Genomic DNA, 13,369 nt, shown 5'->3' on the forward strand with positions numbered 1-13,369 from the left:
AGTTGTTATCTCGAGTTACATCGACCTGAGATATCGAGTCGAACTCAAGTGTTGAACAGCATGAAGGTCTGCTCCCTTTCCCCTCTCCCCAGAGGGGCGAGGGGACTGACCGAGTTGTTCTTTCGAGTTACATCGACCTGAGATATCGAGCCGAACTCAAGTGTTGAACAGCATGAAGATCTGCTCCCTTTCCCCTCGCCCCCTTGGGGAGAGGGGTGGTCCTCAAGCCGGACGCCTGTTCAAGGCACCCACCAGTCAACCCGCAGAAACAACAAAGCCCACATCTCTGCGGGCTTTGTGTCGGATCAATCCAGGCTTAGAACCTGAACACTTCCATATCGGTGCGAATCGGCGAAGCCATCGGAATCTTCGGCTGCTTGTCCTGCTCCGCCGCTGGCGCTACAGGCTTGGGCGCCGGTTTACGCGGTGCTTCGGCAATCGGCGGCTGGTTGGCCAGCGGCTTAAGCGCTACAGACAATTGCTCCGCCAGACGCTGCAACAACACGCCCTGAGCCTGGACCTGAGCCGCTGTCCCGCCTGCGTGTTGCTCTTGCAGGTGAATGATGCGGTTGTCGCGAACCTGGCCACGACGGTCGATCAAACGCCATTGGGCATCGAGGATCGCCGGCTGCGACTCACCCGAGTCCAGGCGAGTAATCGTCAGCAGCACTTGGACATCCGGGGTAAAACCCAATGTCGCGGGCGCCAGCACGACGCGTTGGCTGTCCAGATGACCGGCCACCTGACGCAACAGCAATTGATCGATGTCCGACGACAAACTACCCGCCCAACGACCATCGGCCGAAGCCTGAAGGCTGCCATCCGGTTGGCGTTGCAGCAAAGTTTCACGTTGCAGGTAGTCGGCAATCGTTACCGGACCCAACAATACGGCCATGCCAGCGCTTTGCGCAGGCTGAACCGGACTTCCGCTGTCCAGTTGATACAGCGACACCGGTTGGTGAACGCTGCAACCCGCCAGGCCAAGAACGCCAGCGAGCATCAAAATAAAAGGAAGGCGCAGAGCAGTCATCGTCCCATCCAGGTGGTTGCCACAAGGCTAACCACAGTGAAAATACTCAATAAATATGAAGAACGCTCGGCCACGCCGGCGCTTGAAAGGCCATATCATCCGTGAATATGCGTTCCGACTCCAGCGCGAAAGCGCCGATCTACGCGTTAAATCGTAGATCCGCGCCTCTAGCACGCCTAATTGAGGTTTTCGACGAGCAGCGCATCTACCCTCTGGAAGCCACGTGGCAGTTTGTTACCACGACGTCCACGCTCACCTTTGTAGTGTTCGAGGTCGTCCGCTTTCAGTGACAAGGTACGTTTTCCGGCCTGTAGCACCAACGTGGCGCCTTCCGGCAGAACGGCGATGTCTGTGACATATTCTTCGCGACTGGCAACGCGCTCACCGGAAATACCGATGATCTTATTGCCTTTACCCTTACCTAATTGTGGCAGATCGCTGATTTTGAAGATCAGCAGGCGACCTTCGGTCGTGACCGAGGCCAGCCAATTGTTCTCGCGGTCGGGTACCGGGCGCGGAAGAATGACTTTCGAATTGTTTGGCAAGCTCAGCAGCGCTTTACCGGCCTTGTTCTTGGCCTGGAAGTCTTCTCCTTTCACCACGAAACCGTAACCGGCGTCGGAGGCGATCACGTACAACGAATCGTCTTCCGGCATCAGCACGCATTCAAACGTCGCGCCTGGCGGCGGCGTCAGACGGCCGGTCAACGGCTCGCCCTGGCCACGGGCCGATGGCAGCGTGTGAGAAGCCACCGAATAACTGCGACCGGTAGAGTCGATAAACACCGCAAACTGGTTGGAACGTCCCGGCGCCAGGGCCTTGAAACCGTCCCCGGCCTTATAAGACAGCCCGGTGGCGTCGATTTCGTGGCCCTTGGCCGAGCGAACCCAGCCTTTTTCCGACAGCACGACGGTTACCTTCTCGTTCGGCAGCAAGTCGTGTTCGGTCAGGGCCTTGGCTTCGGCGCGCTCGACGATTGGCGAGCGGCGGTCGTCGCCATAGGTTTCGGCGTCTTTGATCAGCTCGGTGCGCACCAATTTTTTCAACTTGGCTTCGCTGCCCAACAGAGCTTGCAGCTTGGCTTGTTCCTTGAGCAGTTCGTCCTGCTCGGCACGCAGCTTCATTTCTTCCAGTCGCGCCAATTGACGCAAACGGGTGTCGAGAATGTAGTCGGCCTGGATTTCGCTCAGGGCGAAACGCGCGATCAGTGCGGCTTTCGGGTGTTCCTCGGTGCGGATGATATGAATCACTTCATCCAGGTTGAGGTAGGCGATCAACAAACCGTCCAACAGGTGCAGACGACGCTCGACCTTGTCGAGGCGGAATTGCAGGCGACGACGCACGGTCTGCACCCGGAATTCCAGCCACTCGACCAGCAATGCCCGCAGGTTTTTCAGCTGCGGCTTGCCGTCGAGGCCGATGATGTTGATGTTGACCCGGTAGCTCGACTCCAGCTCGGTGCTGGCGAACAGGTGGGTCATCAATGCATCGTGGTCGAAGTTTTTCCGCGCGCCGGGAATGATCACGATCCGGCACGGGTTTTCGTGGTCGGACTCATCGCGCAAGTCGGCGATCTGCGGGGCCTTGGACGGCTTGGCCTGCATCATCGCTGCGATCTGTTCCAGCACCTTGGCGCCGGACACCTGGTGTGGCAACGCGGTGACGATGATGTCGCCGTCTTCGATGTGGTACACGGCACGCATGCGCACCGAGCCCTTGCCGGTTTCGTACATTTTCAGCAGGTCGGCGCGCGGCGTGATGATTTCCGCTTCGGTCGGGTAATCCGGGCCCTGGATGTGTTCACAGAGCTGCTCGACCGTGGCTTTCGGCTCATCGAGCAAACGCACGCACGCCGTCGCGACTTCCCGCAGGTTGTGCGGCGGCACGTCGGTGGCCATGCCCACGGCGATGCCAGTGGTGCCGTTGAGCAGGATGTTCGGCAAACGTGCCGGCAACACCAGTGGCTCGTCGAGGGTGCCGTCGAAGTTCGGGCCCCAGTCCGCGGTGCCCTGGCCCAGCTCGCTGAGCAGCACTTCGGAGTAACGGGACAAACGCGCCTCGGTGTAACGCATGGCGGCGAAGGACTTGGGATCATCCGGCGCACCCCAGTTACCCTGACCGTCCACCAGCGTGTAGCGGTAGCTGAACGGCTGGGCCATCAGGACCATGGCTTCGTAGCAGGCCGAATCGCCGTGCGGGTGAAATTTACCGAGCACGTCACCGACGGTACGCGCCGATTTCTTGTGCTTGGAATCGGCGTCCAGCCCCAACTCGCTCATCGCATAGATGATGCGCCGCTGTACGGGTTTCAGGCCGTCGCCGATATGCGGCAAGGCGCGGTCCATGATCACGTACATGGAGTAGTTGAGGTAGGCATTTTCGGTGAAGTCAGCCAGTGACCGGCGCTCTACACCGTCCAGGCTGAGATCAAGGGAGTCGCTCATGCGGGCCTCATCATTTCGTTGTCTGGCGCAGCAGCATGGTGCCACCGCGCTGGGTAAATTCAAGTTTGTTCAGTGCGCTCATACCGAGCAGCACCTGCTTGCCATCCAGGCCTGGCACGACGATGGCGCGCACATCACGCAGCACAATGTCGCCCAGTTGCAGCCGGTCGACGCGGGTTCGATAACCCTCGGTGCGACCATTTGCCGTGCTCAGGGTCACCCCGAAGCCTTGTTCAAGTTTCAGCCGTTCGGCCATTTCTGCCGGGATCGCCACGTCGGTCGCCCCGGTGTCGAGCATAAAACTCACCGGCTGGCCGTTGATCTGACCGCTGGCGACGAAATGCCCCTGGGTGTTGCCCACCAGTTTCACTTCGATAAAACCTTCGCCCTGCTCCGACGTGACCACCACGTTGGGATTTTGCTGACGCTCTTCCAACTGCCCGAAAAACCGCGTTGCCAGAAACAAGGCGGCGCACCAGGCCAGGATCATGAACACCCTACCGGCGCGTTTGCCCGGCGGTTGCTGGCTCATGGCTTGGCGCTCCAGCCACCTTCCGGTGCGGCGAAGCGCCAGACAATCGGACGGACCTCGCCATCGGCGCGGGGACCGAAGTTGTTGTCGACCCCAATCCACGCACCGTCGGCGTCGATGATCAATGCCTCTTCCAAACCATAGTTCTGTGAATAACGCCGGTTTGCCTGCAACAGCTCGGCGGCATACGACCAGCAGCGCTCGACCTTGGCGGTCTGCGGATCGCGACGACAGATCTGAAAGGCGTTGCGTTCAAGGGTAAACAGCTTGCCCTCGAACAATGACAGGTCGGAAAAATCCCGGTTGACCGCTTTGGCGTTGGGGAATTGTGGCGGCTGCATTTCCTTGCCGGCTTCGCTCAACAGCACACAGCGACCGTCGCAATCCCAGACCGTCTGTTTGCGTTTGATCAGCAGCAAACCGCGGCTTTGGCGCTCCGCGGCGAGCCATATCTGATCGCCTGCCGGATTGATCGCCAGGCCTTCGAATATTGCATTGAATTGCAGCAGCATGCCTCTGGCCCGCGCTTCGCGAACCATCATGGGCGAGACTTTCAGCCAGTTTGCCGGGCCCGTCAGCGGCACTTGCAACACGGCCGCATGGCCTTCGCTGACGATGTAACGATTGCCGGCGCTGTCACAGGTGATGCCTTCGAAATCCAGATCCCCGCCGCGCACGAAAGAGGCCGCCCACGTGCGCGAACGCAAGCCCCAAGGCAAACCGGTGTCCGGCACGGGAGGCACGTCGATGCGCACGGCTTCGGCTTGCCAGGTGCTGGCGCTGGTATCGAGACGATAGATTTGATCATCGTCGCGATCAGAAACCGTCCACAAGTCCTTGCCACATTGCGCCAGCCCCGACAGGTTGCCGCCGCGCATGCCCTCGACGGCATGTTCGGACAGCACGCGCAGCTCTGGCGCCGGTTCGGCAGACACCGTCAACGAGGTCAGCAGCAACGCACACGCCAGGGCAAAGCCAAAGCGCATCAGCCCAGAACCTCGGCCAGGTTGCCCTTGGACTCCAGCCACGACTTGCGATCGCCAGCGCGTTTCTTCGCCAGCAACATGTCCATCATTTCCGAGGTCGCTTCGAAATCGTCCAGCGTCAGTTGCACCAGGCGCCGGGTGTTCGGATCCATGGTGGTTTCGCGCAGCTGGGGCGGGTTCATTTCACCCAGACCTTTGAATCGGGTGACCTGCGGCTTGCCGCGTTTTTTCTCGGCCACCAGTCGATCGAGAATGCCATCGCGCTCGGCTTCGTCGAGGGCGTAGTAAATCTCCTTGCCGAGGTCGATGCGGTACAGCGGCGGCATCGCGACGTAAACGTGACCGGCATCCACCAACGGGCGGAAATGCTGGACGAACAGCGCGCACAACAACGTGGCGATGTGCAGACCGTCGGAGTCGGCGTCGGCGAGGATGCAGATCTTGCCGTAGCGCAGCTGGGCGATGTCCGCCGAGCCCGGATCGACACCGATGGCCACGGCGATGTTGTGCACTTCCTGGCTGGCCAGCACTTCACTGCCGTCGACTTCCCAAGTGTTCAGAATCTTGCCGCGCAACGGCAGAATCGCTTGAAACTCTTTGTCCCGCGCCTGCTTGGCCGAACCGCCGGCGGAATCACCTTCCACCAGGAACAGCTCGGAACGCATCGGGTCCTGCCCAGCGCAGTCAGCGAGTTTGCCCGGCAATGCCGGACCTGCGGTGATGCGCTTGCGTTCAACCTTTTTACTGGCCTTCAGACGACGGCCGGCGTTGTTGATCGCCAGTTCCGCCAGCAGCATGCCGGTTTCCGGGTTGGCGTTAAGCCACAGGCTGAACGCATCCTTGACCACACCCGAAACGAACGCCGCCGCTTCACGGGACGACAGGCGCTCCTTGGTCTGGCCGGAGAATTGCGGCTCCTGCATTTTCATCGACAGCACGAAGGCAATGCGTTCCCAGACGTCCTCCGGCGCCAGCTTCACGCCGCGCGGCAACAGGCTGCGGAATTCGCAGAACTCGCGCATCGCATCGAGCAAGCCCTGACGCAAACCGTTGACGTGAGTACCGCCCTGGGCCGTCGGGATCAGGTTGACGTAGCTTTCCTGCACGCTGTCGCCACCTTCCGGCAACCACAGCAGCGCCCAATCCACCGCTTCTTTATTACCGGCCAGGCTGCCGCAGAACGGCTCGTCCGGCAGGCGTTCGAAGCCGTTGACCGCGTCGACCAGATAGGAGCGCAGGCCGTCTTCGTAATGCCATTCGACTTTTTCGCCGGTGGCCTTGTCTTCAAAACTGACCAACAGCCCCGGGCACAGCACAGCCTTGGCCTTGAGCACGTGCTTGAGACGGCTGATGGAGAATTTCGGTGAATCGAAGTATTTCGGGTCCGGCGCGAAGAACACGCTGGTGCCAGTGTTGCGCTTGCCGACGGTGCCAATGACTTCCAGCTCGGTTTTCTTGTAACCGTCGGCGAACGTCATCTGGTATTCGTTGCCGTCACGCTTCACGCGCACCCGGACTTCGTTCGACAAGGCGTTGACCACGGAAATACCCACCCCGTGCAAACCGCCGGAGAACTGGTAGTTCTTGTTGGAAAACTTGCCGCCCGCGTGAAGCTTGGTGAGGATCAGTTCGACCCCGGAAACACCCTCTTCCGGGTGAATGTCCACCGGCATGCCACGGCCGTCATCGCTGACTTCCAGGGAGTGATCGGCGTGCAGGATGACCTGCACCGAGGTCGCATGCCCGGCCAAGGCTTCGTCGACGCTGTTGTCGATGACTTCCTGGGCAAGGTGGTTCGGCCGACTGGTGTCGGTGTACATGCCGGGGCGTTTGCGCACCGGGTCGAGGCCCGAGAGGACTTCGATGGCGTCTGCGTTATAAGAGCTAGCGCTGGGAGTGGCCATGGGGTCTCGTCGTCAATGTTCTGTGAATAAGAGGCAAGGGATCACAGTGCTGTGAAATCGATTGCCTGATACAAATCTGCGCCGATGCCGGCAAAACTCAGCATTGCCGGCAATTGTTCGGCAAAACCCTGATAACTGTGGTCGCCGCCCGCCTGGATGCGCAAGGCACAGGCCCGGTAATACTGCTGGGCGAGGCGATAGTCCAGCGTTTCGTCGCCGGTCTGCAACCACACCTGATACCGCTGCGGGTCTTGGGGCGCCGGCACTTCCAGCTCGGCCAGGGCCGTCACGTGGTCGTGGGTCAATTCCCAGGCTTCATCGGTATACAGGTTTTTCTGCGTCCCCAGATACCCGTCAAACATCCGGTGCGGACTGACGGCAGGGTTGACCAACAGGGCCTTGAGGCCATGGTGCTCGGCCAGGTGAGTCGCATAGTAGCCGCCGAGTGAGCTGCCGACCAGCAGCGGCCGCCCCAGCTCCTCAATCGCCCGGTTCAACTGACCGATGGCCTCACGCGGGTGGTGATGCAACGCCGGCACCCGCAACCGGTCGCCCAAGCCCAGACGCTCCATCACTTCCATCAACTGAGTCGCCTTTTTTGACGAAGGCGCGCTGTTGAAACCGTGGATATAAAGGATCGAACCGGACATTAGAACTCCCTGAGCGTCGGGTAAAGAGGCGCAGTTTACAGGGAGTCGCAGGGATCGGGGACATCCTCGGGATTTGAGGTGACTGTGCGGACGCCTTCGCGAGCAGGCTCGCTCCCACACGGAACCTCGGTCACCTGTGGGAGCGGGCTTGCTCGCGAAGAACGATGACGCGGTCTGTCTGGAGAAATTACGCCGGATCAACGTTATCCAACGCCCGATTTACCGCCAGATCGGCCAGCATGACCAACTGCTGAATCGCCATCGCCGTCTGCCGGTCCGGCCATTCCAGGCGCGCCGCGAAGTCACTGGACAACACACTCGCCGACGCCAGGGCGTCACAGGCATGGGCTAATAGGCTTTCCGAGTCTTTATCGGGGACGATCGTGTACATCGTGCTGGGTTTGCGGGTGGGGGGATTTGGGGTTGGTTTGAACATGGTGATACTCCAGAGGAAGAATGGAGCCACTGACAAATTACCGCGAAGCAATTTGGGTGGCAGCTGTACGCAGGTTCGCGGACCGATCCTCTGGCAACTCGGCATACCCGAAGGTATCCCGCGCACAGCCGCCATGACACGAAACGACAGACAGCCGAAAGCGCTGTCGTTAGGCGGGGGCGATTATGCCTGAGAAAACGGACCGCGAAGTCCGATCGCTGAATGTGTCAGCGACAGGCAAAAGGCTAGAGAAGCCGCGTCCGACGGGCAACCTGAAAACCTTGTGGGAAGCTTCTGAAACTTTTACTGACCAATAAACATCCGCGTAGGAGCTGCCGAAGGCTGCGAACTTTTGATCTTGATGTTGAAGATCAACGTCAAAAGATCGCAGCCTTCGGCAGCTCCTACAAAGGGCCGGTGCATCAGAAAGAAATTAGTCGCCTGTTGGGACGCCTTCGCGAGCAAGCCCGCTCCCACAGTTTGATTGGGTTGCATTCGGGAGAGATTGGTCGGCTGTCAGGACGCCTTCGCAGGCAAGCCAGCTCCCACAGTTTGATCGAGTGTATCCGGGAGAGATTGGTCGTCTGTCAGGACGCCTTCGCGGGCAAGCCAGCTCCCACAGTTTGATCGAGTCTATCCGGGAGAGATTGGTCGTCTGTCAGGACGCCTTCGCGGGCAAGCCTTGCTCCTACAGTTTGAATGAGTACATCCGGGAGAGATTGGTCGGCTGTCAGGCCGCCATCGCGGGCAAGCCTTGCTCCTACAAAAGCAAAAGCAAAAGCAGAGCGGCGCACACCGCCCCGCTCTACACCACTCATCAGGCCGAGCGTTAGCTCGCCTGCAGCTCTTGATCTTGCTCTACCGCCCCTTCGGGAGGCCGAGTGGAGGTTCTGCGTAGTGGGCAGCCCGGCATGGATGCCGGGCTAGCCGCCCCCGGCCATGGATGGCCGATGGCGGCGGGCCCACGGAGCAGGACCGGAGCGAGGGAACACCGAGCCAAAGCGAGGGGCCGGACGCCGGGGCAAGACCTTTTGGTTCCTTTTGGGGCGTTTGCCAAAAGGGACTCGCCGTAAGGGCGAAACCCTAAGCCGCCGTTACCGCAGAAACGGATATGTACTCAGTCCACCAAAGAACATGGTCGGCCCAAAGGCCGCCAAGTCTCAGTACCCGTCAGAACCGTAATCAACCGTGAAGTCAAACCCGATAACCCGCTCCACACCGGTTTCCAAGCGGCCATCAGGCAAAAGCCGCAACCACCGATACCCCGGCGCCTGCTCCCCCACCCTGAAATCCTCACTCCCCGGCTCAAACTGAATGCACGTCGAAGGCGAAGCCATCAACCGCACCCCATCGCGATCCCGATCAATCTCCTGATGCACATGCCCCCAAAGCACAGCCCGAACCTGCGGAAACCGATCCAGCACCGCAAACAACGCCTCCGGATTACGCAACCCGATCGGCTCCATCCAGGCACAACCAATCGACACCGGATGATGATGAAAGCACACCAAATGATGCCGCTCCGGCGCCTCACTCAACGAACGCGCCAGCAACTGCAACTGCTCATCCTGCAAATACCCCGGCACCGACCCCGGCACCGCCGAGTCCAGCAGCGTGACGCGCCAGTTACCCACATCCACCACCGGCTCCAGCAGCGCACTCTGCACCGCCGCCTCAGCCATGATCATCGGTTCATCGTGATTGCCGGGAATCCAGCGCGCCGGCGCATCGAGCTGCCGCGTCAAGTCGCGAAACTGCTGATAAGACTCCAACGTGCCATCCTGGGAAATATCGCCACTGGCAATGATCAGATCGATCTGCGGCTGCTGCTGCCGGACCAGATCAATGACCTTCTGCAGGCTCTCGCGCGTATTCATGCCCAGCAACGTGCCGTCCGCCTCGGCGAACAAATGACTGTCGGAGATTTGCACCAGCAACGCCGAATCGACGGTGGTCAATGTGGATACGCTCGGCAAGGCGTTCTCCCAGGGCTGAATCACGGAGGTGGATAGTGGCCGCAATTATGCTGGGGGAAGGTCAAAAGAGGAAACGTGTGAACCGGACGCAGTTCACATCTATCGAACGACTGCGTACTCGTGCCCACACGCCAGACAGTGACTCAGCCATTCCCCCAGGAACAGATTGAGCTGAGCCTTTTCATCTGGCTGATGCATCGCGGCATTCGGGTAAGGATAGATGCCCCGGAAGCGTCTTGCATGTTCGGCGCTGACGACCTCGGCCATGCAGGCGTCGTGGTAGACCTGAACTTCCAGTTGCGGCACCGGCAGCCACGGCAGGCTGTGTTCCTGGCGCACTTGCAGGGTGGTGGTGTATGGATTGACTTGCAGCACTTCCAGGGCCAGGACACCGAGCATCTGGTCGCCCTGGGTCACGGCAATGCGCCGCGCCTCGGGTTCGCTGCGCATGTCCGGCAGCAGTCGCATCAAACGCGCGTAGTTCGCCTCGCAGGAGGCTTGCAGCCCCACGAGGTCCACCCGATAGCGATCGCGCAGCTTGTTTACGACCATAACCCCCTCACTTCAGCGCGGTTCAAAGCAAGCCATTGCAAAGCAATGATGCTGGCCGCGTTGGCAATTCGTCCGTCGCGTACGGCCTGCAGGGCATCTTCGAAGGCCCAGACCGTGACGCGGATATCTTCCGCTTCTTCTGCCAGTCCATGCAGCCCGCCTACTCCCGTGCTGTCGCAACGCCCCAGGTACAAATGCACGAATTCGTTGCTGCCGCCGGGCGATGGGAAATACTTGGTCATCGGCCACAGCGCCCCGAACACAAGCCCAGCTTCCTCCTGCGCTTCGCGGTGAGCAACTTCTTCCGGCTCTTCATCTTTATCGATCAGACCGGCGACCAATTCGATCAGCCACGGGTTGCTCGTCTTGCCCATGGCGCCGACGCGAAACTGCTCGATCAACACCACTTCGTCGCGTTGCGGATCGTAAGGCAGCACGCACACCGCATCGTGGCGCACGAACACTTCACGATTGATCTCGCGACTCATGCCGCCAGCGAATAATTCATGACGCAAATGCAGGCGATCGAGCTTGTAGAAGCCCGCGTAGCACTGTTCGCGTCGAACGATCTCAACGGTGGTCGGAATGGCGTTGGCAAAATCAGTCATGACAATCCTCGTTTACTGCTATCCGTTACGAGGTTGCTTTTTGTTACTGGCAACCTCGACTTCGCGCCATCCTAACGCGCCCGCGACCTTTGATGCAGCCCCTTTACCTTCAGCGGGATAGACGGTGAGGGCGAAACCAACTCTAATTAGCTTAGTGGCGAACTGACTGCTCCGTTGATAGTCGAAGCGGTAACTTTTCGCCTTTCCCTGTTTTATGAAGGACGCCCATGTCGCTTTTTAAAATCGCCTCCGTGGCCGCCATCGCCCTGACCTTGGGCGCTTGCCAGAGTCTGTTCCAACCCAACTACCGAACGCCGCTGGAAACCACCCGCGATGCCTCGGAAATCCTGAAGCCGGGTTGCACCACGCCTGACTGCCCGCTGGTGAACATCGACACCCTGCGTTTCCCGGCCGAGCCACAGCTGGACGGCATCGTCGAAAAAAACCTGCTGCAATTGACCCGCACCCCGGACGCCCCGGCTGCGCCGACCCTGGCCGCTTACCGCGATCAGTTTTTGCGCACCGCCGCGCCACGCTCCAGCAGCTATTTGCAAGCCAAGGTACGGGAGCAGCATGACGGCTTGGTGATCGTTGAGTTTTCCAGTTACCTGGACACGGGCGGCGCCCATGGCACGCCGGGCCGCAGCTTTATCAACTATTCGCGCCAGCAGCATAAAGTGCTGACGCTGTCGGATATGTTGCTGCCGGGTCAGGAAGAAGCGTTCTGGAAAGCCGCGCAAGTGGCGCACAACAGTTGGCTGATCAGCACCAAGCTCGATCAGGAAGCAGATTTCCTGAAGACCTGGCATTTCCAGAAAACCCAGAACGTGGCGCTGACCTATGGCGGAGTGATCCTCAAGTACGAAGTGAGCACCATCGCGCCTTACGCGCTGGGCCACATCGAACTGAAGATCCCCTACCCGCGCCTCAACGGCATTCTCAAGCCCGAGCTGTTTCCCGGCCGTAACTGAAGGCTCGACCGAGCACGAGTTGCAGCAGCCCTGCCAGTACCAGAGACGGCAGGGTTGCGCCGACATCCGGATACAGATTGGCCAGCAAATGATAGGTGCTCACCCCGCCCAGCCAGGCGAGCAACGCCGGCCAGCGCAAGGCGGCTGACGCGACCTGGGCACTGCGTTTGCGCAGGATGAAGTGATCCACCAGCACCACGCCAAACAGCGGCGCAAACACCGAACCGATCAACAGCAGGAAATTCTGGTACTGGGCCAACGGCGCCAGGCACGCGATCAATGTGCAAATCACGCCAATCGCCAATGCCAGATGCTCGACCTTCAAGCGCAACAGAATCCCGCTCGACACCGCCGCCGAGTGAATATCGGCAAAGGCGTTTTCCGACTCGTCCAGTAGAATCAGCAGCAGCGGAATCCCCAGGCCGGCACCGGCCAGCGCCAGCAGCAAGGCATTCACTTCACCGCTCGGCGCGAACGCCAGGGTGTACGCGACGCCCAGGCTCATCAGCCAGAAGTTACCGATAAAGAAACCCAACGCCGTGCCGCCGAACACGTTTTTCGCACGCTTGCCGAACCGCGAGTAGTCGGCAATCAGCGGCAGCCAGGACAGCGGCATCGCAATCGCAATGTCGAAGCCCACGGCGAACGGCATCGAACCATCACCGGCCTGGGCCCACAACGCGGCCAGATCGGCTTTGGCGAACAAGTTCCAGGTCAGCCAGATGCACGCCGCCAGCAACAGCCAGATGCCCCACTTGCGCAAGATCTGCCGCACGAAAGTCAGTGGGCCGCTGACCGCGAGCAAGGTCGCCAAGGCGCCGAATACCAACGTCCACAGCAGTGGATTCGACAGCAGGCTGCCTTCGCTGAACGCCCGGGCGCCGAGCAAACTGGCGGCGTCGCGCATGACGATGATTTCGAACGAGCCCCAACCGATCAGTTGCAGCAGGTTGAGCACCGCCGGCAGGCTCGCGCCGCGTTTGCCGAGGCTGAGCTTGAGCGCGGCCATCGACGACAGGCCGGTGTCGCTGCCGATCACGCCGACTGCCGCCAGCAGCAAAACGCCGACCAGCGTGCCGAGGAAAATCGCCAGCAGCGAGCCGGACAAGCCCAGGCCCGGCGCGAGCAACGCGCCGGTCTGCAAGACCATCAGGCCGATGCCGAGGGAGAACCACAGGGAAAACAGATCGCGACCGCCGAAGACGCGCCTATCGGCGGGTACGGCAGTGTCAGGGGAATAGGTGTTCACGTCAGATATCTCAAGGAAAACATGGGTTACG

Annotated in this window: 12 protein-coding genes; 1 reads left to right on the top strand and 11 read right to left on the bottom strand. The window is 60.2% G+C overall.

The window, feature by feature from the left end:
* Window positions 1-316: 316 nt before the first annotated feature.
* The 10 genes from HB680_RS18700 to HB680_RS18745 form a co-directional block, all read right to left on the bottom strand.
* Entirely contained in the window at window positions 317-1,030 is a 714-nt protein-coding gene (locus tag HB680_RS18700; RefSeq protein ID WP_054053326.1) for an ABC-type transport auxiliary lipoprotein family protein, read from the bottom strand.
* A 176-nt stretch (window positions 1,031-1,206) separates the two neighbouring features.
* Complete coding sequence (gene parC, locus HB680_RS18705; protein ID WP_213940038.1) at window positions 1,207-3,474, bottom strand: DNA topoisomerase IV subunit A; 2,268 nt, start codon at window positions 3,472-3,474, stop codon at window positions 1,207-1,209.
* Window positions 3,475-3,484: 10 nt separating this feature from the next.
* Window positions 3,485-4,006 carry a TIGR02281 family clan AA aspartic protease gene (locus HB680_RS18710; RefSeq protein WP_213940039.1) on the bottom strand — a complete coding sequence of 174 codons (522 nt, stop codon included), beginning with the start codon at window positions 4,004-4,006 and terminating at the stop codon, window positions 3,485-3,487.
* Window positions 4,003-4,992 (bottom strand): esterase-like activity of phytase family protein, encoded by a 990-nt coding sequence (locus tag HB680_RS18715; RefSeq protein WP_213940040.1) that lies wholly within the window; start codon window positions 4,990-4,992, stop codon window positions 4,003-4,005. The genes HB680_RS18710 and HB680_RS18715 overlap by 4 nt, the downstream gene beginning before the upstream one ends.
* The gene (gene parE, locus HB680_RS18720) at window positions 4,992-6,896 is read right to left on the bottom strand and encodes a DNA topoisomerase IV subunit B (protein WP_213940041.1); all 1,905 of its coding nucleotides are present in this window, start codon (window positions 6,894-6,896) and stop codon (window positions 4,992-4,994) included. Before parE ends, HB680_RS18715 begins: the two co-directional genes overlap by 1 nt.
* 41 nt (window positions 6,897-6,937) lie before the next feature.
* Complete coding sequence (locus tag HB680_RS18725) at window positions 6,938-7,546, bottom strand: YqiA/YcfP family alpha/beta fold hydrolase (protein WP_213940042.1); 609 nt, start codon at window positions 7,544-7,546, stop codon at window positions 6,938-6,940.
* Window positions 7,547-7,733: 187 nt separating this feature from the next.
* Window positions 7,734-7,982, bottom strand: a complete 249-nt coding sequence (locus HB680_RS18730) for a DUF6124 family protein (RefSeq protein ID WP_213940043.1) — start codon at window positions 7,980-7,982, stop codon at window positions 7,734-7,736.
* Between the two features lie 1,160 nt (window positions 7,983-9,142).
* Window positions 9,143-9,958, bottom strand: a complete 816-nt coding sequence (cpdA, locus tag HB680_RS18735) for a 3',5'-cyclic-AMP phosphodiesterase (RefSeq protein ID WP_213940044.1) — start codon at window positions 9,956-9,958, stop codon at window positions 9,143-9,145.
* A 99-nt stretch (window positions 9,959-10,057) separates the two neighbouring features.
* On the bottom strand, window positions 10,058-10,510 hold the full coding sequence (locus HB680_RS18740) for a DUF1249 domain-containing protein (protein ID WP_054053309.1): 453 nt from the start codon (window positions 10,508-10,510) through the stop codon (window positions 10,058-10,060).
* On the bottom strand, window positions 10,501-11,118 hold the full coding sequence (locus tag HB680_RS18745; protein ID WP_213940045.1) for an NUDIX domain-containing protein: 618 nt from the start codon (window positions 11,116-11,118) through the stop codon (window positions 10,501-10,503). The genes HB680_RS18740 and HB680_RS18745 overlap by 10 nt, the downstream gene beginning before the upstream one ends.
* A 227-nt stretch (window positions 11,119-11,345) precedes the next feature.
* Between HB680_RS18745 and HB680_RS18750 the strand changes: the two genes are divergently transcribed.
* Complete coding sequence (locus HB680_RS18750) at window positions 11,346-12,089, top strand: RsiV family protein (RefSeq protein ID WP_213940046.1); 744 nt, start codon at window positions 11,346-11,348, stop codon at window positions 12,087-12,089.
* On the opposite strand, the gene cytX is transcribed toward HB680_RS18750, so the two are convergent.
* The gene (gene cytX, locus HB680_RS18755; RefSeq protein WP_346657411.1) at window positions 12,058-13,347 is read right to left on the bottom strand and encodes a putative hydroxymethylpyrimidine transporter CytX; all 1,290 of its coding nucleotides are present in this window, start codon (window positions 13,345-13,347) and stop codon (window positions 12,058-12,060) included. The two genes, HB680_RS18750 and cytX, sit on opposite strands and share 32 nt — an antisense overlap.
* Window positions 13,348-13,369 lie beyond the last annotated feature (22 nt).

Origin of the sequence: Pseudomonas sp. dw_612, assembly GCF_018449725.1 — a bacterium.
GTDB lineage: Bacteria > Pseudomonadota > Gammaproteobacteria > Pseudomonadales > Pseudomonadaceae > Aquipseudomonas.

What these genes read in the sequence shown, in the direction of transcription:
- HB680_RS18740 (WP_054053309.1), bottom strand. Translation starts at nt 10,510, where the DNA reads ATGGTCGTAAACAAGCTGCGCGATCGCTATCGGGTGGACCTCGTGGGG.
- HB680_RS18750 (WP_213940046.1), top strand. Translation starts at nt 11,346, where the DNA reads ATGTCGCTTTTTAAAATCGCCTCCGTGGCCGCCATCGCCCTGACCTTG.
- parC (WP_213940038.1), bottom strand. Translation starts at nt 3,474, where the DNA reads ATGAGCGACTCCCTTGATCTCAGCCTGGACGGTGTAGAGCGCCGGTCA.
- HB680_RS18725 (WP_213940042.1), bottom strand. Translation starts at nt 7,546, where the DNA reads ATGTCCGGTTCGATCCTTTATATCCACGGTTTCAACAGCGCGCCTTCG.
- HB680_RS18730 (WP_213940043.1), bottom strand. Translation starts at nt 7,982, where the DNA reads ATGTTCAAACCAACCCCAAATCCCCCCACCCGCAAACCCAGCACGATG.
- HB680_RS18710 (WP_213940039.1), bottom strand. Translation starts at nt 4,006, where the DNA reads ATGAGCCAGCAACCGCCGGGCAAACGCGCCGGTAGGGTGTTCATGATC.
- HB680_RS18700 (WP_054053326.1), bottom strand. Translation starts at nt 1,030, where the DNA reads ATGACTGCTCTGCGCCTTCCTTTTATTTTGATGCTCGCTGGCGTTCTT.
- parE (WP_213940041.1), bottom strand. Translation starts at nt 6,896, where the DNA reads ATGGCCACTCCCAGCGCTAGCTCTTATAACGCAGACGCCATCGAAGTC.
- HB680_RS18715 (WP_213940040.1), bottom strand. Translation starts at nt 4,992, where the DNA reads ATGCGCTTTGGCTTTGCCCTGGCGTGTGCGTTGCTGCTGACCTCGTTG.
- HB680_RS18745 (WP_213940045.1), bottom strand. Translation starts at nt 11,118, where the DNA reads ATGACTGATTTTGCCAACGCCATTCCGACCACCGTTGAGATCGTTCGA.